A 21,752-nucleotide genomic window follows, 5' to 3' on the forward strand; every position below is an offset into this window, starting at 1 on the left:
CATGATAGTGCTTTCATGGAAATTATAATTCATATGACAGGGTTTGTCCAGACGTTACGCTTTTCAGGACTCCAGCTGTGTATTCGTATGCACACAGCTGGTTTGCAGGGTTTCCATTGTTTCCTTCAGCAGTGCTTCCTCATGCAAATCTGCTTCCTCCATATTGGACAGCTTCAGATAGAGATCGATCAGCATAGGAAGATTTAAGCCTGTAAGCACCGGATACTGATACTTTCTGCTCATCACTGTAAAAACATTGCAGGGAGTACCGCCATACAAATCAACCAGTACGATGGTAAAGCCCTCTTTTTTACTCATTGTTTCATCCACAAGCTTCATATAATCTTCAAAGGAATACTCCGGTAAAAGAGAGCAGCATTCCACATGCTCCAATGCTCCTGCGATCATTCTTGCGGAATTTACCAGCTCCTCACCGAATTTTCCGTGAGTTCCGATCACGATATTAAAATTTTCCATACATCCTCCTGTTATTTCTGCATTTCCTTGATGCTCTTGCCAAGGCTTCCTCCCGGATGCCATTTCACATACTGCTTCAGATCCAGCTTTTTTGCCTCCTGCAATACAACGCTTAAACACTGCAGTATCAGGATTTCTGACAATATGGATGCGCGCGGCGGCTTGTTCAGCTCATCCCCTTCCTCATCCACATGGGCTACCAGACATACCTCTGACTGCTTTGCCAGTGTAGACTGCGGATTTCCTGTACAGCTGATAATATGCGCACCGTTTGCAAGCAGGGTCTGTACGGTTGCCTCCAACTCCATTGTTTCTCCACTATTGGAAATGGCAATGACCACATCCCCTTTTTTCACCTGACCGCTGGAGCCATGCACGGCCTCAGTACCATGCAGCTCATAAGCACTGGTTCCTGTTGATGACAGCAGGGATGCGATATAGCCTGCCACATGTCCCGGTTTTCCAATACCTGTAACATGGATTCTTCCCCCCTGCTTTTCACTTTCCATTATGATACGGGAAGCTTTTTCTATGCTTTCCATATCCATATCTTCTATATTTTTCCCTAACTCTGATTCAATATTGTTCAGATATTCTTTTACACATTCTACCATATATTCACCTAGTTCCCTAATAGCTGTTCCAAAATAATACCGGTTGACATAGCGCAGGTGCGCTGTTCACTTTCCATGCTTCGTGCCGCGGTATGCGGTGTTAACAGGAAATTATCCAATGCAAGCAGCGGATCGTCCTGTTTTGGCGGTTCACTGCTGTATACATCAAAGCAGGCACTGCGGATTTCCTTGTTCTTCAATGCCTCATATAACGCAGTCTCATCCACGATGCCGCCCCGTGCAGCATTCAGCAGACAGGCATCCTTTTTCATTTTCTTAAATTCCGCTGTAGATATCATATTTCTTGTACTATCCAGTAAAGGCACATGAAGAGATATATAATCACATTCTGTTATGATTTCCTCCAGTGTGCTGATCTTTGCATGGTGCTGCTTTGCCGTTTCATCTGTGATTGCAAAGGCATCATAAGCGTAGACCTCCATACCGCAGCCATATGCGTAATCCGCAAGGTACTTTCCAATCATTCCAAAGCCGATAATTCCCAGCTTTTTACCATAGATTTCCCGTCCTGTCGGCTTGTTCCAGCCATGCTCCTTTACATCCCGTACACTGGTATACAGATTTTTTGCTTCCATAAACATCATAGATAAGACATGCTCGGCAACCGAACGGGAATTACTTCCCACACAACGTCCGACATAGATATTATGCTCCTTTGCATACTCCAGATCGATGTTATCAATTCCAACACCGAATTTGCACACAGCCTTCAGCTTTGGACAGCCCTCCATCATTTCTTTATCCATGTTATCCACACCGACGATGATGGCATCTGCATCCTTTGCCAGCTCCTTAAACTCCTCATGCGTATACGCCTTACCGGTAGCATTGTAATGCACATCCAAGCCTTTGGATTTCATCAGCTCTACCTGATCCAGGCCGTAATTGGCAAACCCTCTCGGGGTAATTAGTACTTTCATATAGGCTCCTTCCTTTTACGTTCTTCCAAATGCCGATGATGAAAACAAATCCATGATCTTCCATGGATTTGTTCGCATCTTATATGATATGGAAGAAGGTTAATACGATAGCGATAATCATTGTATAAATCATCAGACGAATATACTTTGGCCCTCGCTTTGTGATATACAGATACATTCCCATGACTACGATAAACGGAAGCATATTCGGCAGAATACCGTCAATGATTTCCTGCAGCTTCACAGTGGATGTGTCACTGGCAAATTCCACAATGGTCTGTACCTTTATATAAGAGGCAGACAGGCATCCGATCATGAACAGACCGACAATACTTGCGATATCAATAACCTTTTTAATAGCTCCGGAATGCAGAATTTCCAATACGGAGTTTTTACCAAGGGAATATCCCTTGTTGAAGAGGAACCATGACCAGCCAAAGCTCCATGCGATGTAAATAAGTCCTGGAATAAAGGCTGCGATAACAGAGCCTTCCAAAGCCATTGGTACAAAGATTGCCAATGGGATGGTCGCAACGATTCCCTGATCCACACTGTCACCGATACCTGCCAGAGGTCCCATCAGACCAAGCTTTAAGGATTGAATAACCTCAGGAGAAATATCATCGTGACCAAGTGCGCGCTGTTCCTCCAATGAGATGGTAATACCGTGAATAATACTTCCCCAGTCACAGTTTGTATTAAACATGGAGGTATGACGGCGCATAGCTGCCTGCAGCTCCTCCGGGTCATCCTTGTACAGCTTACGTAATACCTTATTCATCGAATATCCAAAGGCAAGGGCCTGCATACGGTCAAAGCTTACCGGAACCTCTACTGCAAGCGTCCATTTCCACCATGCCTTTAAGAGATCTTTTTTTGTTACGATTGTTTTCTTTTCCTCAGCGGCTACACTGTTTACTGCTTCACTCATGCAACTTCCTCCTCATCGTTCTGTTTGAATAGGGATACGATCAGCGCAAGACATAATGCGATGACAGCTCCTGTCAGCATGGAGAAGCCCATGACAGAATACAGGAAGAATCCCAGTACGAAGAATGGCAGATACTTCTTTTTCCCCATGACAACCAGCGTCAGAGCAAATCCTAAGCCTGGAAGCATGTTTCCTGCGTTTGTAAGTCCGTTCATTGCCCATTCCGGAATGACATTGATAAATGCCTGTACAACGCTGGAACCGAATAATGTCGCAATGAATACCGGTGTGAAATACAATACACCATTGGTGAGCCATGGAAGTACGAAGGAGAAGATGGACAGCTTGTCATACTGCTTATCCTCTACAAACTTATCAGCCTTTGTGTTATAGAATGAGTTGATGGTACGGCGAACGTTGTTGATCAATACACCAAGTACACCGAATGGAACAGCCAGTGCCACAGCAGCAGCCGGATCCAGATTATTTGCGATTGCGGCAGGGATTGCAATACAGGTTGCCAGTCCCTGGTCACTTGGAATATTTCCTCCTGCTTCAATACCTCCCATATACATCAGCTGAATGGTTGCCCCATACAGCAGTCCGGTTTGTACATCCCCATATACAAGACCGATGAAAACGCCCAGTACGACCGGCTTACGGAATGCGAAGGATACAAAGTAGCTTGCACGTCCCATGGAAAGCCAGTACAGTATACCGACTAAAATTGCTTGAATTACCATATACATGTCCTCCTGTTATAATTTAGCGACAGCTTTTTGAAGTGTTTCGGAAGGATAATCCGGAGTTGTCTGGAAATAAATTTCAATCCCCATCTTTTCCAGTTCAAGCAGAGTATCTGCATCTGCTCTGTCCAGCGTGATTGCATTGTTTACAGCCTTGCGGCCAGGGCCACCGCCAAGTCCGCCGATTTGTACCTTTTCCAGCTTCAGGCCAGCCTGTACAGCAGCGTTTAATTCTGCCACACCCTTGAACAGTACCATGACGCGGTTCTTATCAAAGGCTCCTTCCTGCTGGCGCTTTACAGCATCCTCTACATTTACGATTGTAATTTTAACACCCTTTGGAGCGGCCATTTTAAATACTTCCTGCATGAATGCGTCCTTGCTCAGGGCAGTGTCGATTGTTACGATTTCATTGATCTGGCACTGTGTCAGCCATCTTGTAATGACCTGACCGTGAATCAATCTGAAATCTACTCTTGTTAGTTCAATACTCATGTTGAATTCCTCCTTACACCTACATTATATTGAAATCGCTTTCAAGTCGCTATGTTCAAACAAGCTAAAAAAATTGTGTCGTTTTTGGTCAAACGCACAAAGCTAAAAAAAGGTTAAGAAAAAAAGACGAAGCGCTGCTTTCTATATAATATAAGCAATTTGTACAATCATACAAAAAGCCTTTATTTATAGGCTTTTTCGACATATGCAAGATAGGGAGTAAGGATTTTTTTCATTCCTGAGCGCATATGTTTAACCGTACATATTTCATCTGTAATTTTGTTTGGTCATCCAATTGTAAGCGTTTCTAAAACAACGTAAGATATAGGCAAGGAGGATGTCATTATGAACATGAAAAAAATGAACGTCACAAAACGTATGTACGAGGCAGGGGCACTTGCTATTGTGCGTGCGGAAACATTGGATCGCGCATGTGAGATAGCTGAGGGCTGCATGAAGGGTGGTGTCCCCGTCATGGAAATGAGCTATACATTAAATAATGCAGGAGATATCATTCAGGGACTTTCAGAGAAGTACAAGGATGCCCTTTGTGTAGGAGCGGGAACTGTGCTGGATGCTGAAACCGCAAGACATGCAATTCTGCATGGTGCAGATTTTATCATTGCGCCGAATTATAATGAGGATGTTGCAAAAATGTGCAATCGCTATCAGATTCCTTATGCTCCAGGATGTACTACCATTACGGAGTGTGTGGATGCACTGAGCAACGGAGCAGCCTTTATCAAGGCTTTCCCAATTTCCGATTTCTATGGTTCAAAGCTTGTAAAGGTTTTTAAAACGCCGATTCCTGACATGCCAATACTGGCAAGCGGCGGTATCAATCTTGACAACCTGAGAACATGGTTGGAAAACGGTGTAGATGTATGCGGCTTTGGAGGTCTGCTGACCAAGGGAAGCAGTGAGGATATCGCAGCAAATGCCGCAAAGATTCATGAAATTATTACCAGCTTCAGAGCTAACAAATAACAGCCAGCAGTAGCTATTCAATAACTTTTCCTTTCAAATAAATAATAAGAAAACGCATGAAGCATACCCCAAGGTGTTCCATGCGTTTTCTTTTTGTTTTTCTTTATGCAAAGGATTCTATATCTGACAAATAATCCAGATATCCATTCCTGCCGAATTGTTTTTCCAAAATTTCATACTTTCATGAATTCTCATCAGCAGCAGAAATATCATCGTAAATACACTTTATAAATCTGATTTCTATCCATACCTTCGGTTTTGGAATCCTTTTTCAAAGCTTCCATCTAAGCAGTATTCCGATAAGGTACTCTATGTCCTACAAATTCTCTCCATTTGAGGCAATCACATCAGCGTACCAGTGAAAGGAATCCTTTGGATATCGGTTTAATGTTCCGCTGTCATCCGCTTCCTCACGATCAACATAAATAAAACCGTAGCGCTTCTGATATCCATTTAACCAGCTTAATAAATCTGTACAAGACCATGTGCAATAGGCAAGAACCTCGCATCCGTCATCAATCGCCTTTTTCAATTCCGCAAGGTGAGCACGCAGATACGCAATACGGTAAGGATCATGAATTGTTTTATCATCCTCCAGTTTATCAAACGCACCTAGCCCGTTTTCAGATATTATAATCGGTAGATCATAGCGGGAGGTAATTATACGGCAGCACATACGAATTCCCATGGGATCAATCGTCCAATCCCAGTCTGTTGTTTTCAGATATGGATTCGCAGGATTCTTATACAGACCGGGAACACCACTGATTTTCGCAGTTCCCTTTTCGCCTGTTGTATTCACCTCGTGATTTGCCCCAACACCGTCGATATCGTTATATTCCGCAACTGCTGTCTGATAATAATTCACACCCATAAAATCTATGAGCTGTGCAGCCTGCCTGATATCTTCCATTTCCTTTTGTGTAACATCCGGTGCACAGTTAATGGATTTCAAATATTTCATAGCACTCTTTGGATAACGGCCGTAACCGTAGATATCCATCCACCAGTAATTACGTAAATCGTCATAATCTTCCTTTGCCATGGCATTTTCAGGATGACAATCTATGGCATAGCAAGGGGAAAAGGCAAAGCTTGCCCCAGCCATCGCCTTTGGAAACCGCTTTTTCAGTTCTATAACACTTCTTGCGTGTGCAACATTCGCATGATGATTCACCTGATAAAACAGCTTCAGCTGATCAATTTTTCCCGGTGGATGCAGTCCTTCCATCCATCCCATGGAAGTGAAAATATTCTGTTCGTTCATGGTGATCCAGTATTTTACACGATCTCCATAGCGTTCAAACAAGGTAACGGCATAATTCACAAAGTCATCTATAATTTGCGGCGATTCCCAACCGTGATATGCTTCCTCCAATGCCTGCGGCATATCCCAATGATATATTGTCACCATCGGCTCTATTCCATATTTCAAGCATTCGTTAATTACATTATCATAAAATATAAGCCCTGCTTCGTTTAGGTTTCCTCTGCCCTTTGGATAGATTCTTGTCCATGCAATAGAAAAGCGGTAGGTCTTTAAGCCCATTTTTGCCATGAGGGCGATATCCTCTTTATAATGATGATAAAAATCGACAGCGATAGCACCCGTTGTACCTTTAAAGGTTTTTCCCGGGATCTTTACAAATTCATCCCAATTCGATACACCCTTTCCATCCTCACGATCAGCGCCTTCGATCTGGTAAGCGGCAGAAGCACTGCCCCATAAAAAATTAGTTGGAAATCCTGTTGTTTTCTGAAAGTACATATGTTCTCCTTTCTGACTGTTTCATCAGCTTTCGTACAATTCCTTTATTACATTTGTCTCAAAGTGGAAATACTGCGGTACATGCTGTGCAATGGAATATTCAAAGATTTCTGATGTATCCAGGTATGCAATTTCTTCTACCTGACATACAAAATCATGTTCATCCATTTTAAAATACTTCTTTTCCAGCTTCTGCGGCCGAACAGCCTGGAAGGATAAGCGGGCACTTTGAATATGCTTCTGCAGCTGTTTTTCGATATACGCATAAATGGATGCTTCCACATCACATAACTGAAGTCCCGGAATAATTTGTAATGGCATCCATGTATATTCTACAACTCTTGGCTCCCCATTATACAAACGGATTCGTTCTATTTCATATACGAAATCACCTTCCCTGATATTCAATTTTTCTGCAATATCCTGTGTACAGGCAGACACCTTAAATTTCTCTACAATGGAAGTAACCTCCTCCCGGATAAGCTCACGGCCGATTACCGGGATTGACTGCATATTTCCTGTATTTGGGCTGACACATTTCTTTACAAAGCTGCCAAGACCCCGTTTTCGTACAACATAGCCTTCACTTACCAACCGATCCATCGCTTTTTTCACAGTAAGCACACTGCAATCATACGCTGCTGCCAGCTCTTCTCCACTTGGCAGCATTTCATTGGCCCTGTATACCTCTGAAAGAATAGCATCCTTCAAGCCTGTATATACCTGCATATATTTTGGTACCATGACACACCTCCGATAACCTAATTATAATACGTTTCTTCTTTTTGTTCAATAAAAATATATACTTATAGATATAAAAGTATATATGTTTAATAAACTCAAACAAAAAGTCTCTGTGAAGGGGCAGAGACTTTTACGACAATGACTATGGATAACATATGGATGAATAAGAAACTGTCATCGTCTTCATACAGACATAAACATGTCTGTATATATAGGATACACCATGCGTGTGAACAGTATGTGATTAGCATTTGAATTATCATTCACAATCCTATATGTTTTGAAATGCTTATGTAATAGGAATTAAGCTCCTTCTTTTACATAATGAGCCATATAATAGTTTTTTCTATATTTCAAATCATATGGATTCAAACTACAAATTACGTTTCTGTTGAACAGCAGGAGCGTTTATAAGACCATATGCTACTTTTCTTAATTATCATGAACTACTATTTTTATTATATTCATAATAATCATAATTAAAATAGTATTCTGCTATAAAACTACTGTATTTCATATATAACTACTGATTGATAAAAGAACCTCTGCGAGGGACAGAGGTTCAGCATGAAGGCAGGTAATGGAAATGAAAAAATTGTAAACATGATAGCTGTTTTGTTTTTATAGGGATGGGGAAACATTCCATTACCATATTAAGATTTACAAGCATTGCTTTGCTTGTGTCTATATAATACTACCGGAATGTGAAGTCTGTGTGAACGTTATATGAAAAGGAAAGAAACTATGTTATTTATACAAGCTGAATACTCATGCGCACATAAAATAGTGAAAAGAATTGGCTGGATAATTGTATCGTGGTAAAATAGATAGGAATGTGAGAGGAGTGTAGGTAATGAATAAGCTATTGGGACATTTCAAGACAATAACAGCACATAAAATTGCTGTAACAAAGCTATGCTTCCGCTGTGGTTTATATAAACAGGGTTTGTTGCATGACCTCTCCAAATACAGTCCTGTAGAATTTTGTGCAGGAGTAAGGTACTTCCAGGGGAATCGCAGTCCCATTGATTATGAAAAGGAAGTGAAGGGATATTCCCTGGGATGGCTGCATCATAAGGGCCGTAACAAGCATCACTGGGAATACTGGCTCGATAATGCTGTCGGAGGAATCAAGCCGGTTAAGATGCCACTCAAGTATCTGGTGGAAATGTATTGTGACCGTACTGCGGCATCCCGTATTTATATGAAAGAGAATTATCATGACGGCAGTGCCTATGAATATTTCATGAACGGGTATGATAATGTCATTATGCATGATGAAACAAGAGCAATGCTTAAAATGATACTGGAATATCAGCGCGATCATGGCACGGATGCTACGATTGAATATATAAGAGAAGAGATACTGAAAAAGGAAACTTACTAACGAAAAGCATTATAATGAAAGGAGCGGTAAGAAAAAAGAGAAATTAAGAAGAACGTGAATTCTGAATCAAGGATCCTCTTTCACGTTAAGCTGCAGGGAAGTGTTTAAGATACAAAAGGATTGTAGAACATGAATCATTTTGTATTTTCCATAATTCTCGTATATCCGTCAGGAAAAACAGAATCAAGTCTTTAACTCATATTACAGAAAAAATAATGCGAAAAGAAGAAGGAAATTTCCTATAATTGATTAGGAGCTTTCTTTCTTCTTTCATTATTTCTAATGCATTCTTTTATATTATTTACGTGAGAAGCTGTATTTGTATTCACTGCACGTCGCTTATCCGGCTCGTCACAATTATATTTTCACAGTCTCATGAAAGCAGCGTATCCTGCATTATTTAATTTCCTCCTCCAACTCGTAAGGAAGAAATTCCACTAGCAGGTGCTTCTGTTTCAGACTCTCTTCTATCTCATCCAGAATCTCCTGCGAGTCAGCACTGACATGATGAAAATGATACCCTGAAGTGACATTCATCAGCGGTGTAGATTTTCCTGTTTTCAGATTATCCAGTAAAACAGCTACATCACGACGGTTGCGGATACGAAGGGGTGCTGACATTTTACCATAGGCTTTGTGATTCACCATCACATCCTCCACACTGCCGCCAAGATCTACAATAGTCTCCAGCTCATCGCTGATCTGTTCACTTGTATGACACACCTTGAACAGGCGTACTGCTTTCTTTGTATCATTTAAAATGTATCCTCTTGCAGTCGCAATAATAGGATATCCCTCTGTCCGCAGTAAAGCGATATCCTGTACGACTACCTGACGGCTTACCCCGGTATCCCTGCCTAATGCGCCTCCCGACAATGGTGTTGAGGACTGCCTCATCATGGATAGAATACGTTTACGGCGCTGTGCCCCTGTTAACGGTGTTTCCATCTGGCTTCTGCACTCCTTTCTTTTTTCAACACATCGTTTATTTTGCATCTAAAACACTCAGATGCTTTAAGCTGATATCCAGGATTGGTGAGGAATGCGTTAATGCACCGCTCGATACATAATCCACCCCTATATCCTTCATCAGTTCAATATTTTCCTTTGTAATATTACCGGAGCATTCTGTTTCTGCACGGCCTGCGATCAGCTTTACAGCCTCCTTCATCACCTCAGGTGTCATATTATCCAGCATGATAATATCCGCGCCTGCCTCCACTGCTTCCTTAACCATTTCCAGATTTTCCGTTTCAATTTCTATTTTACGTACAAATGGCGCATGCTTTCTTGCGGCCTCAATCGCCTGCCTCACACCGCCTGCAGCATCAATATGATTATCCTTCAGCAATACCCCGTCTGACAGATTATAACGATGGTTTCTTCCGCCGCCGACTAAAACAGCATATTTTTCAAATACACGCATACAAGGTGTTGTCTTTCTTGTATCCACCAGACAGGTTTTTGAGCCCTCTAACAGCTTAGAAACATTTCTTGTATAGGTCGCAATACCACTCATTCTCTGCAGATAATTCAAAGCTGTACGCTCTCCGGACAATAACACACGTACATCGCCGTGTACTGTCCCCATTAGCTGACCCTTCATCACCTGATCGCCATCCTTAACCAGAAAATCAACCTTTGTTTTCGGATCCAGCAGAGTAAAGACACGTTCAAAAATCTGAAGTCCGGCAATAATACCATCTTCCTTACAGATTAGCTGAACCTCTCCTTCCTTATAATCAGGCATGACAGAACAGGTGGTTACATCCTCTCCGTTAATGTCCTCCTCTAAAGCAAGACGGATATATTTATCAGCAACAAGCTGCATCGTGATTGGATTCATATGCTCTTTTTCCTTTCCGGCAGACTGTTATATTTTCAGCCGCTCTTTTCGCAAATACAAGACTTTCCAGCAGACTGTTGCTGGCAAGACGGTTTTTTCCATGAACACCGTTACAGCTTGTTTCACCAACTGCATACAAATGCTTCATAGTTGTCTGAGAATGACTTCCCACATGAATGCCTCCCATAAAATAATGCTGGGCTGGTACTACAGGAATCATTTCCTTTGTAATATCATACCCTTCCTTTTTACAGGTTTCATATATGTTTGGAAAATGACTCATAATCGTATCCTTTGACACATTCTGAAAGGACAGCCATACATGCTCGCAACCGTCTTTTTTCATTTCCTCAAAAATGGCCTGTGACACTACATCTCTTGGCAATAATTCATTAACAAAACGCTCTCCCTTTGCATTCAAAAGAATTGCGCCATCCCCTCTTGCGGACTCGGAAATCAGAAAGCTTCTTCCTTTTTTCTTTGTATACAGACTTGTGGGATGGATCTGTACATAATCCAGATGATCCAGTTGCACACCGTGTTTTTTACAAATACTCAGCGCATCTCCGGTCAGACTTGGATAATTCGTGGAATGCTCATACAAACCGCCGATTCCCCCGGTTGCCAGTATTGTATCCACTGCATGTATATTTATAAGCTGCTGGCTTGCGGATTCTACAACAATCCCCCTGCAGCTTCCACGCTCAACAAGTAAATCTGTCATTTTGGTATGTTGCCAAACAGTGATATTAGGACATTCGCGCACATGCTTTTGTAAAACGGTTGTTATCTCTTTTCCTGTGATATCCTTATGAAAACAGATTCTCGGCCGGGAATGTCCACCCTCCCGTGTATAGCGCAGACTTCCGTCTGCATTTTCTTCAAAACGGACACCCAGCCTTAACAGCTCCTCGATAACTGGTCGGCTCTGCCGTATCATTATATCTACACTTTCTGTGTTATTTTCATAATGACCGGCACGCATGGTATCCTCAAAATATGCAGCGTAATCGTCCTCATCATGAAGAACACAGATTCCCCCCTGGGCCAGCATGGAATCGCATTCCTCCATACTCTCCTTGCAAATCATCAGAATATTGCTGGAGGCAGGTAGCTTTAGCGCTGCATAAAGTCCTGCAACCCCACAGCCTGCGATGACTGTATCATAATACATATCTGTTTGCATGGTTTGCGCCTCCTTAGGCAGTCTATGCCGCAAGCTCCAGCATTCTTTTCAACGTTGCCTTTGACGGGCCTGCAATCTCCTCTGCCACAGAAGCTTTGTTTTCTCCCGTGCGAAGTACATGTAATATACCGTCAAGTGTAATCTTTTTCATATCAGTACAAACCGGTTCTGTTTCAGGGAAATAAAACCTCTTATCCGGACTCTGCTTTTCAAGCTCGTAGCGTACACCGCATTCCGTTGCTATAATGAATTCCTTTGCACTGCTTGCGGCCGCCTGTTTTAAAATACCGGTTGTAGAGCCGATATAATCTGCCATGTCCAGCACCTGCGCATTGCACTCCGGATGTGCCAAAATTTCAGCGTACGGATGCTGCTGTTTCAATGCCTGTATTTCCTGAACACGCATTTCCTCATGAACCGGACAGTATCCCTTAACCAGCATTACATTCTTTTCCGGTACCTGTTGTGCCACATATCGTCCCAGGTTTTTATCCGGTATAAACAAGATATTTTGATTTGGCAGATTTCTTACAATCTGGACAGCATTTGCGGACGTCACACAAACATCCGACCAAGATTTTATTTCTGCAGTCGAATTGATATAGCATACAACAGCAAGATCCTCATACGCTGCTCTTACCTTGTCAATTTCTGCCTTTGTCACCATATGTGCCATTGGACAATCTGCGGTTGCATCCGGCATCAATACTGCTTTTTCCGGATTCAGGAGCTTACCGCTCTCTCCCATAAACGATACGCCGCAGAATACCAGAACCTTATTGGTCAGCTTTGACGCCACCTTGCTTAGATAGAAAGAATCTCCTACATAATCTGCGATTTCCTGTACCTCTGCCGGTACATAATAATGCGCCAGCAGTACGGCATCCTTTTCAACCTTAAGCTGTTTAATTTCTTCCTGTTTTGTCATATTCCTTTAATGGTACGCGTCTGATTCACGCTACCTCTATCTCCCTTTCTCTTAATCTTTGTATCTGTCACAGTATAGCATATATAACAACATGTGACAAGACACATGTAAAATAATTTGTTGACAGACACATATAATATAATTTGTCTTAAACCTATCTTCATTCACAACCACGAAACCTACTTATATCCATTTGGAGCCATCCCTTTTCCCATACGGCATATCCTATAAAAAAGTGTAAGCATAGCAAAATGATTTAAGGTCTGATAATTTGAAATATTCAATAAATTTATACCTGTATAAAGTGAGAGAAAGGGCCCTTTCAAGAGCTGATGTAACATTTCCCAGCAAATGACTGCTTCCACTAACACCCATCCCCTTTATTAACCTTTGTACATATCAGACATATAAAGAAAAGATGTCCCAAATAGACATCTGATTTCACATTTGTTATTCTTCTTCAATACCGCCCAGCAGTTCCAGCAGACGATTCAGGTCATCATTACCCTCATAACGTATGGTAATCTGTTTTTCATCGATACGCACCTTTGTCTGAAAGCGGCTCTGCAAACGATCCTGAACCTTATCCAGATTGATATCACGCACTTTCATTTCCGGAGCGCTTTTAGGTTCATTCATATTCTTAACAAGGGTTTCCACAGCACGGACACTCAGGTGAAGCTGAATAGCTTTCTTGGCTACCTCTTCAATCTGTGAAGCATCCTTTAAGCCAAGCAATGCACGGACATGTCCCATACTCAGCTGTTTATCAATTACATATTGCTGTACGGATTTGGGAAGCTTCAAAAGCCGCAGCATATTTGCCACATGCTCCCTGGATTTTCCAATCCGCTTCGCCAGCTCCTCCTGTGTATATCCCAGCTTCTTAATCAGCTTTTCATAGCCCTGTGCTTCCTCAATAGCATTCAGATCCTCGCGCTGAATGTTTTCCAGTAATGCGATTTCCATCATCTGCTGATCATCAAATTCCATCAGAATAGCAGGGATGGTTTTCAGCCCGGCAACCTTACTTGCTCTTAAACGCCGCTCACCGGCAATCAGCTCATAGCCCTTAACAGCTTTTTTTACCAGAATGGGTGTAAATACCCCATGCAGTCGGATGGAATCTGCCAGCTCCTGAATCTTCTCATCATCAAAGTTTTTGCGCGGCTGATACGGATTCGGCTTTACATCCTTGACTTCCACTTCAAACTTGGAATCCTCATGAACCTCCGTCTTACCCTGCTGAATATCCTCCAGCACATTGCTGACATCCTCTCCAAAGATTGCAGATAATCCTTTCCCAAGTCTTGCGCTATTATCCTTTTTCGGCATTCATCCACCTCCTATCTGGCTTTTGCTTTCTTATTCATTTTCACAACTTCATTGGACAAGCCAGCATAAGCCTTTGCCCCTTCACAGCGAACATCATATTCAAATATTGACATTCCTCTGGACGGAGCTTCACTCAGCTTCACATTTCTCGGTATGTAGTTCTTATAAACACGATCCTTAAAATGCTGGCGTACCTCCTGCTGCACTTCCACACTCAGCTTAGTACGGGCATCATACATCGTCAGCACAACACCTTCAATCATCAATTCACGGTTAAACAACTGCTGAACCAGACGAATAGTCAGAAGCAGCTGAGTAACACCCTCCAGTGCATAATATTCACACTGTACCGGAATAATGACAGAATCCGCAGCCGTTAAGGCATTGGTATTTAAAAGTCCCAGAGAAGGCGGGCAGTCAATAATGATGAAATCATACTCATCCTTTATTAAATCCAGCTTATTTTTCAAAAGCTCCTCTTTTCCAACCTCAAACTTAACCATCTGCAGATCAGCTCCGGCCAGCGCAATGCTTGCAGGAACAATATCAATTGGCGGAGATGTCAGCTTTTTACGAATATCCTCCACCTTATAATCCTCCATAATCAGATTATATACGGATAGCTTATCCTCGCCTACCTCTGCACCGACTCCCTGTGTTGCATTTCCCTGCGGGTCAAAATCCACCAGGAGGACTTTATTTCCAAGATATCCCAAACCAGCCGCGAGGTTGATAGATGTTGTTGTCTTACCAACACCGCCCTTCTGGTTGGATACCGCTATGATTTTACCCATAAGATCATTTCCTTTCTATTTCGGAATGCGAATGGTAATGATGACTTCATCCTCATGTTCCTCTTCGCTTATAGCTGCCGCTGTTCCGGCACGATTCACCATACTGACTGCCTGATGAATCGTATTGATTGCGATCTTGATATTTTTGCTGATGCCCTTCAGCATCACCTTTTTCTTTTCTTTTTTCGGCTGTGCCTGTTCCTTCAGCATTTTCTCAGTCTGTGCAACCGTCATGCCCTTTTTCACGATTTTGTTTAAAGCATCATGCTGTTTTTCTTCATCCAGACCAATCAATGCTCTTGCATGCCGTTCACTTATCTTCTTCGTACTGACAGCTTCCTGCACATCCTCATCCAGATTCAGAAGACGGATTTTATTTGCGATGGAGGATTGGCTCTTACCTACCCGCAAAGCAAGCTGACTCTGATTCAATCCGGAATACTTCATGATTTCCACATAGGACTTTGCTTCCTCGATTGCACTCAGATTCTCTCTCTGAATATTTTCCACTAATGCCATTTCTGCCATCTGTACCTCATTGGCATCCATGATGAGAACCGGAACATCCACAGCACCATTCAGCTTCAATGCCCGAAATCGCCGCTCTCCGGCAATAATCTGATATTTTCCATCCATTTCACGAACTGTAATCGGTTGGATCAGTCCGTTTTCCCGAATGGATTGTGCCAGATCCATCAGTGCTTCATCATCAAATTCCAGACGCGGCTGATAAGGATTCGGTTCTACCAGATCAATATCCACTATTCTAGTATCTTTCATTCTATTCCTCCTCAAAGGGGATTTTTCTTCATTTGTGCAAACGGTCTCGGATATTTCTTTGGTGTCAGCCTTGTTTTCTCAAAAACAAAGTTGATCCGCTGTGATCCGTCTGACAGCGTATGCACATCCCTCTGCTTTAATTCACACCCCAGAAGCCGAATTGCTTTTTCAGCCAATGCATATTCCTCATCGCCATTGGCACCCTTTAATGCAAGGAAGCTGCCATGCTGCTTTACCAGTGGAATGCACAATTCACTGAGTAAAGGAAGATTGGCAACCGCACGGGCACTCACAATATCAAAGCTCTCCCGATGCTCCTTAGCATAATCCTCAGCTCTGGCATGCACACAGGCTACACCGTCGAGCTTTAGCTTTTCACATAAAGCATTTAAAAAAGTAATTCTTTTTCCCAGTGTTTCTACTATCGTCAGCTCCAGATCAGGATATATGATTTTTAAAGGTATTCCAGGGAATCCTGCACCAGCACCAACATCACAGAAGCTGCCCTGTAGCTTCCAATCAAAGGAAGGTAATATAGAATCCAGAAAATGCTTTTCATAAATCTCATCCAGATCGGTTATGGCGGTTAGATTCATTTTCTGATTCCATTCGATCAGCATGGATGCGTATTCCTCAAACTGCTGCAGTTGACGCTCATGTAATTGAATACCGTGCTCAGCAAGCACCTTGAAAAAGTCTTCTTTATGAAATTTTTTGGACATAGTATCCCTCCAGCATCTACTATTATATCAAAGAACATCCACTAACTAAACATTTAGTTTGTGAATTTTCCACAGAAGCCCGTCAGTATAAAGTGTAATCGCTTTATTATGTATCCGGATACCCTAAATACCTGACAAAAAAAGTTTCTTCCCGCCAATATTCATGAAATTGAATAAAAGGCACCTCTCAATTTGACTATGAAAGGTCCCCTTGTCTGAGGAAACGGAAAATATTGATACATCTGTAGTACATATAAGATGCAGTGTGTGTAATCATCCTTATAATTTGTCTGCTTTACATTTACAGCCAAAGCAGCGCACCATGCTTTCCATTCGAAATTACAGAAAGCACACGGTATGTAACTGTCAATCCATAACAGGCGTTGCTGCTTTTTTGATTTCTTTGCTTTTTTTATAATTGCAAATCGTACCGGTTTATAGCATTTCTAGTCATTTTTCCCATTACACTCAACCATCTGACAATGGAAAGCAGAAAAAAGCCTCCGACAGCATTTCACACGTGCCAGAGGCTTTACCATTTACTTGTATTTTATCACATCCATTTCTTCTTATCTATGTCTTTGTATAAGATATAAATCTTATAGATTCAAATCAAATTACAATACATCATGACAAGCTTTCAATGAACGCTTCGTATTTGAACGATTAACGGTATCTGCAGTTATTTTCCTACCAAATCAGTCACAGGGTTGCCAATCTGCTTTATCCCTGCTTTTAAAGTTATCTGCAGTTCCTCCTGATACATTCTATATTGTTTCCTGATTTTGCCGGAAGTGATATTATGATAATCCTTTCGATCTCATCAGTTTAGATAGTTTCAGGTTCCTTATGACATCTTTTCATTTACCGGATACTCATCCTGATCTTTGTAACGGACAACATAATCTGTTTCGTTCCTTATCAGTTTCTCCTTTAAATCTGCTTTTCCATCAATTCATAGTCCAGCCGGTCATAAGATATAGATCTATTTACTTAACCATCGTTATTCAACAGTCGTTCGATTTGTCTACTTGTATTAACATTCAAATTACAATGGAGTTTCCTGTTTTACCAGTTGATATAATCACTTATATCGTTTCCTAATACCTTGTCTGCTGTCACCAGTTCTTCTTTAGGCTTAAACTTCCGATGATCCACACCGTATTTCCGATTTAACGTTAGATTATTATGATATCGCTGTTACTTAACTTTCTTTCCACTGATAAGCTCCTATACAAGAAACCCTTTCACGCATCAGCTTCCTATGACAAGTTCCAAAATAATCTAACTAGCTAACTGTCCCATCTTCTCACCGCTCTCTTTTCTTTGGTATTTCTTTTTACACTTTTATTATAATCGCTGTATGGTATCTGTAAAGTCTTGTGGAAAGATTTGCAGATATATGGAATAATTGGTTATTTGTCTGCATTAGTGTTCTAATAATATCATTTCTCTTAGAATTCCAGGCTAATTTTAATGTCCAAATATTCAATGATAGGCTGGCGGCATAACTGTAATCTTTATTGTTTTATATGCCTCATTCCCATGTCCGTCATATGCAAATATATGTACATCATGAACACCAACGGCATCCTGATCAAAATTGCAGGTCTGGTTATTCTCATCACAACTATATTCATAATAACTCTGCTTATTACTACCATCTTTTTCATGTAAATCAAGCTTCACCTTATCATAGGGACGAATATCATAAACCTGCAGGTAATCACTTAATCTAAAATTGGGATCACCTTCTATTTTTGCTGGTCCCGTATATTTTATAATCGGTGGATCTGTATCAATAATTGTCAAGTTGAAACCCCGGCTTGTCTTATATCCATTGCAGTTAACCGTTACAGTAAGCAGCTGTTCTTTATTTATAATTGAATCATCATAATGAAACAGGACAGTTGCATCCTTAACAGAAGAATCTAACTCTACAAAATCTTTCTCAGCTAGTGACTCTCCCCAAAGTATTTCTCTTGTACTATCTTCCTTAATGAAATGAATATTCTCTTCTATTTCTTTCATCCGCTTTGCATAGCAAACAGCCCCCAAAGCTATACAAAGTAATACGATAAGAAGAATAATTGACTTTTTTCTCATAGTGACTGAATAATATTATATAACGATAGATTCTTCGTGGTTGTATATGTTTCTCCCCAAAAACTTATCCAACCAGCAGATAATCCTTTACTAGCGCCTATTGCCGTAGCTGTTTCAATTTGAATTGTTTGTTCATTATGCAATACATAGCCTTTAATTGATGCAGTTCTATTACTTTCAGGCAGATTTGTGAACTCTTTCGCTTTCACAGGTGAAATGATCATCAAACTAAAAGTTAAACCAAACATTAAAACAGTTACTACAGATTTCACAAAAAATTTAATCACTTTATTTTCCATTTTAAATCCCTCTTTTTTTCTATGGTTTTGTCCATATTTTTCTGATTATGATATGTAACCCTCATGTATATTATCTGTCCCAAGTATATGAATAGAAGCTGATACCTCATCTGCTGTCACCAGTTCTTCATCGGATTTTAACTTTTGATAATCCACACCGTATTTCTGATGTAACGTTAAATTATTGTGATTCCGCTGTTTCCTTCACATTCTTTTCACTGATAAGCTCCTATACAAGAACCCATTTCACACATCAGCTTCCTATGACAAGCTCCAGAATAATCTATCTAACAAACTATCCCATTTTCTCACCGCTCTCTTTCCTTTGGCATTTCTTTCTACTTTCATTTTAAACGCTGAACGGTATCCGTAAAGAATCGTGAAAAGATTTGCAGTATTTTGGAATTTTCAGTAATTTTTATCTATAAAGCCATGAAATGTACGCAAGACCTCAGCTTTTTTTGATCTGGATATCGGCAAATGAACTGTAGGTAACATGACCATATCATTCTCTATTTTCATGATATAAGACATATTGACAAGATAGCTGACATGTATCCATAAAAAATTATATACTCTAAAATCCATATAGGCGTCCTTCATATTCTTGCGTTCCCGAAACTCCCCCCGCTTTGTATGATATACAAGCAGCTTATCTTCCTTCTCAATATAATAAATGTCACTGATCTTCAATGGTACCTTTACATTGTTATAGGAAAACAGATATTCATCCTGATTGCGAATGAGCTTTTTTATATATGGCAGGATACGCTTCATATCTGTCTGTATCCTTCCTCGTTCAACATAGAAAATGCGGGCAAAGGGCAGGATCTGCTGTTCCGTTTCACGCAGCCTTGTCTTCGTGTAAATGATAATCCGCTGAGGCTTATTCAAAACAAAGGACTGTGTTACTCTTGGAATCTCCATTTTTTCATGAAATACCACAACATGAAATTCCTTTTCCTTCTCAACCTTTGCGAACTGCGATATCTTCTTGAAGCAGTAAAAGCAGCAATCCTCCTCCTGCAGATACTGAGCAAGTGAAAACATGATATTTTTCGCAGCATCTTCATTTTCAAGTATTGCAATTCTCAGCATATCATCACCCCAATCGTTTATGCGTGCACTTCCTTATATGTACATAGTGTAATACCGTATCTCTGAATCAACTGCGCAGCTTTTTCACTGCATAAAATCTCCTGTTCCTTTATACGCTTCAGCGAATACGATGTAGAATCATACAGGAACTGATCTATATAGGCAGGATGACACATGATATCCGTCACCTCCTGCTCACTCACATGAGCGAATATTTCTTCCAGAGAACTCAGCTTTGCACCCTCCCCATAAAATGCTGTCGACAGCTCTGTGTGTGGAAATGACACCGGATATTCAAATCCGCCCCGAACAGGCAGAGCATATTCCTTCTGCAGTCTTACAATCACATTGCGAAGCCTTTTAGTTGTATGAATATGATGATGGGAATCCAGATGGTCGATACGGATGCCAGCATCCAGGATACGCTGAATCTGTGCTTTTAATTCCGTATACATTTCTGTCTCATCATAATGTAAAAGATCATTCTGTTTATGGAAACAGCCGTTTTCCATCGTCAGAGTCTTATGCGTGGAAAGCAGCGGGCGATAACATGTAAGATTCAGATGCACTCCTACAGCCAGGTTTGGATATCTGTGATACAATTCCACCGCATGCGCAAAGCCAGGCATATTTGCCATTAACGATGTAGAAGTTACAATGCCACTCTTTATCGCTTTCAGAATACCATAATTGACCGCCTCACTAAAACCGAAATCATCCGCATTTACGATAACTCTTTTCATATGTTTCTCCTCCTTTAAACAGCTATATTATACGCCGTTACCAAAGAAGAGTATATGCCTGGTTTAGCGGTTGTTCAGCATTGCATATTTATAGGCAAGCATAATAATTTGATCCGCATGCCCGCCAATTACCGGAATACCGTGTCCGCCGGCAACGATATCCGCATGCAGCTGCAGCTTCCAGAGCCGTTGAAAGCTTTCCAAAAGGAGAGAACCATTATAAGTCATATCCCCCTTCCAGCCGGTAAAGGCTGCTTCGCCTGTTTCACCATCTGCGAAAAACATATCGCCGCTGAAAATGATCTCCTCTTTATCAAGCACCATATGATAAAGGACAGAGCCCTCCGTATGTCCCGGCATGCGGTACGCGTGAAGCGTCAGATTTCCGACATGGATAACCATATCCTCAACAATTATCACATCCGGACTGCATGGCGGCATAACATGATTGGTAAACGGACTTTCCGTACCAAAATTTCCGGCCTTCATGATGACTTCATCACCGGCACCGACATATATCTGGCTGCCGTGCTTTTGGAACCATGATGAGCTTCCCGCATGATCATCATGACCGTGTGTGAGCAGCACATGCGTGATGTCCTGTGATGCAATCCCCCAGTACTTCATATTTTTTTGTATGATATCCAAAGCGTCATACCGTCCGCAGTCTATCAGGATATAGCCGCCATCATATTGTACTGCATAGACATTCCCCAATTTTCCATATATACCTCCGGAAAGGAGATACAGATGTTCTCTCAGCTTCATTTCCCTTCTCCAGTCTCTGAATATATCAGCTTCAAGGATTTATCCCTGTCTTGTTAT

General features: G+C 41.3%; 23 protein-coding genes. 2 read left to right on the top strand and 21 right to left on the bottom strand.

Annotated elements, in window-relative coordinates:
* Positions 1-63: 63 nt before the first annotated feature.
* From GKZ87_20305 to GKZ87_20330, 6 genes are all read right to left on the bottom strand, one after another.
* Positions 64-477 carry a PTS mannose transporter subunit IIAB gene (locus GKZ87_20305; GenBank protein QSI27674.1) on the bottom strand — a complete coding sequence of 138 codons (414 nt, stop codon included), beginning with the start codon at positions 475-477 and terminating at the stop codon, positions 64-66.
* Positions 478-488: 11 nt separating this feature from the next.
* Positions 489-1,091 (bottom strand): SIS domain-containing protein, encoded by a 603-nt coding sequence (locus tag GKZ87_20310; GenBank protein ID QSI27675.1) that lies wholly within the window; start codon positions 1,089-1,091, stop codon positions 489-491.
* 8 nt (positions 1,092-1,099) lie between these two features.
* Entirely contained in the window at positions 1,100-2,032 is a 933-nt protein-coding gene (locus GKZ87_20315) for a 3-phosphoglycerate dehydrogenase (GenBank protein ID QSI27676.1), read from the bottom strand.
* Between the two features lie 79 nt (positions 2,033-2,111).
* Complete coding sequence (locus GKZ87_20320) at positions 2,112-2,963, bottom strand: PTS system mannose/fructose/sorbose family transporter subunit IID (protein ID QSI27677.1); 852 nt, start codon at positions 2,961-2,963, stop codon at positions 2,112-2,114.
* The gene (locus GKZ87_20325) at positions 2,960-3,706 is read right to left on the bottom strand and encodes a PTS sugar transporter subunit IIC (GenBank protein ID QSI27678.1); all 747 of its coding nucleotides are present in this window, start codon (positions 3,704-3,706) and stop codon (positions 2,960-2,962) included. Before GKZ87_20325 ends, GKZ87_20320 begins: the two co-directional genes overlap by 4 nt.
* A gap of 15 nt (positions 3,707-3,721) precedes the next feature.
* The gene (locus GKZ87_20330) at positions 3,722-4,204 is read right to left on the bottom strand and encodes a PTS sugar transporter (protein QSI27679.1); all 483 of its coding nucleotides are present in this window, start codon (positions 4,202-4,204) and stop codon (positions 3,722-3,724) included.
* A 351-nt stretch (positions 4,205-4,555) separates the two neighbouring features.
* Between GKZ87_20330 and GKZ87_20335 the strand changes: the two genes are divergently transcribed.
* Positions 4,556-5,191: a ketohydroxyglutarate aldolase gene (locus GKZ87_20335; GenBank protein QSI28032.1), complete on the top strand. Its 636-nt coding sequence runs from the start codon at positions 4,556-4,558 to the stop codon at positions 5,189-5,191.
* 316 nt (positions 5,192-5,507) lie between these two features.
* Here the strand turns inward: GKZ87_20335 and GKZ87_20340 are convergent, their stop codons facing one another.
* Positions 5,508-6,959 carry a family 1 glycosylhydrolase gene (locus tag GKZ87_20340; protein ID QSI27680.1) on the bottom strand — a complete coding sequence of 484 codons (1,452 nt, stop codon included), beginning with the start codon at positions 6,957-6,959 and terminating at the stop codon, positions 5,508-5,510.
* A gap of 24 nt (positions 6,960-6,983) precedes the next feature.
* Positions 6,984-7,703, bottom strand: a complete 720-nt coding sequence (locus GKZ87_20345) for a UTRA domain-containing protein (GenBank protein ID QSI27681.1) — start codon at positions 7,701-7,703, stop codon at positions 6,984-6,986.
* Between the two features lie 853 nt (positions 7,704-8,556).
* Between GKZ87_20345 and GKZ87_20350 the strand changes: the two genes are divergently transcribed.
* Complete coding sequence (locus GKZ87_20350) at positions 8,557-9,090, top strand: catalase (GenBank protein QSI27682.1); 534 nt, start codon at positions 8,557-8,559, stop codon at positions 9,088-9,090.
* Between the two features lie 396 nt (positions 9,091-9,486).
* On the opposite strand, the gene GKZ87_20355 is transcribed toward GKZ87_20350, so the two are convergent.
* From GKZ87_20355 to GKZ87_20415, 13 genes are all read right to left on the bottom strand, one after another.
* A complete protein-coding gene (locus tag GKZ87_20355; GenBank protein ID QSI27683.1) occupies positions 9,487-10,038 on the bottom strand; it encodes an HTH domain-containing protein in 552 nt (183 codons plus the stop codon).
* Between the two features lie 37 nt (positions 10,039-10,075).
* Positions 10,076-10,936, bottom strand: coding sequence for a carboxylating nicotinate-nucleotide diphosphorylase (gene nadC / locus GKZ87_20360; GenBank protein QSI27684.1), 861 nt, complete (start codon positions 10,934-10,936; stop codon positions 10,076-10,078).
* Complete coding sequence (locus GKZ87_20365; GenBank protein QSI27685.1) at positions 10,905-12,122, bottom strand: L-aspartate oxidase; 1,218 nt, start codon at positions 12,120-12,122, stop codon at positions 10,905-10,907. Before GKZ87_20365 ends, nadC begins: the two co-directional genes overlap by 32 nt.
* Before the next feature lie 22 nt (positions 12,123-12,144).
* Positions 12,145-13,050: a quinolinate synthase NadA gene (nadA, locus tag GKZ87_20370; GenBank protein ID QSI27686.1), complete on the bottom strand. Its 906-nt coding sequence runs from the start codon at positions 13,048-13,050 to the stop codon at positions 12,145-12,147.
* 450 nt (positions 13,051-13,500) lie between these two features.
* Positions 13,501-14,385 carry a ParB/RepB/Spo0J family partition protein gene (locus tag GKZ87_20375; GenBank protein QSI27687.1) on the bottom strand — a complete coding sequence of 295 codons (885 nt, stop codon included), beginning with the start codon at positions 14,383-14,385 and terminating at the stop codon, positions 13,501-13,503.
* Positions 14,386-14,396: 11 nt separating this feature from the next.
* Positions 14,397-15,179 carry an AAA family ATPase gene (locus tag GKZ87_20380; GenBank protein QSI27688.1) on the bottom strand — a complete coding sequence of 261 codons (783 nt, stop codon included), beginning with the start codon at positions 15,177-15,179 and terminating at the stop codon, positions 14,397-14,399.
* A gap of 15 nt (positions 15,180-15,194) precedes the next feature.
* Positions 15,195-15,959, bottom strand: coding sequence for a ParB/RepB/Spo0J family partition protein (locus tag GKZ87_20385; protein ID QSI27689.1), 765 nt, complete (start codon positions 15,957-15,959; stop codon positions 15,195-15,197).
* Positions 15,960-15,970: 11 nt separating this feature from the next.
* Entirely contained in the window at positions 15,971-16,681 is a 711-nt protein-coding gene (gene rsmG, locus GKZ87_20390; GenBank protein ID QSI27690.1) for a 16S rRNA (guanine(527)-N(7))-methyltransferase RsmG, read from the bottom strand.
* Positions 16,682-18,169: 1,488 nt separating this feature from the next.
* Positions 18,170-18,787: a DNA-binding protein gene (locus GKZ87_20395; GenBank protein ID QSI27691.1), complete on the bottom strand. Its 618-nt coding sequence runs from the start codon at positions 18,785-18,787 to the stop codon at positions 18,170-18,172.
* The gene (locus GKZ87_20400) at positions 18,784-19,086 is read right to left on the bottom strand and encodes a hypothetical protein (protein ID QSI27692.1); all 303 of its coding nucleotides are present in this window, start codon (positions 19,084-19,086) and stop codon (positions 18,784-18,786) included. Before GKZ87_20400 ends, GKZ87_20395 begins: the two co-directional genes overlap by 4 nt.
* Before the next feature lie 408 nt (positions 19,087-19,494).
* Positions 19,495-20,184 (bottom strand): LytTR family transcriptional regulator, encoded by a 690-nt coding sequence (locus GKZ87_20405; GenBank protein QSI27693.1) that lies wholly within the window; start codon positions 20,182-20,184, stop codon positions 19,495-19,497.
* A 17-nt stretch (positions 20,185-20,201) separates the two neighbouring features.
* A complete protein-coding gene (locus GKZ87_20410) occupies positions 20,202-20,927 on the bottom strand; it encodes a ChbG/HpnK family deacetylase (GenBank protein QSI27694.1) in 726 nt (241 codons plus the stop codon).
* Between the two features lie 63 nt (positions 20,928-20,990).
* Entirely contained in the window at positions 20,991-21,695 is a 705-nt protein-coding gene (locus tag GKZ87_20415) for an MBL fold metallo-hydrolase (protein ID QSI27695.1), read from the bottom strand.
* Between the last annotated feature and the right edge of the window lie 57 nt (positions 21,696-21,752).

Source organism: Erysipelotrichaceae bacterium 66202529 (genome assembly GCA_017161075.1).
Classification (GTDB): Bacteria; Bacillota_I; Bacilli_A; order Erysipelotrichales; family Erysipelotrichaceae; genus Clostridium_AQ.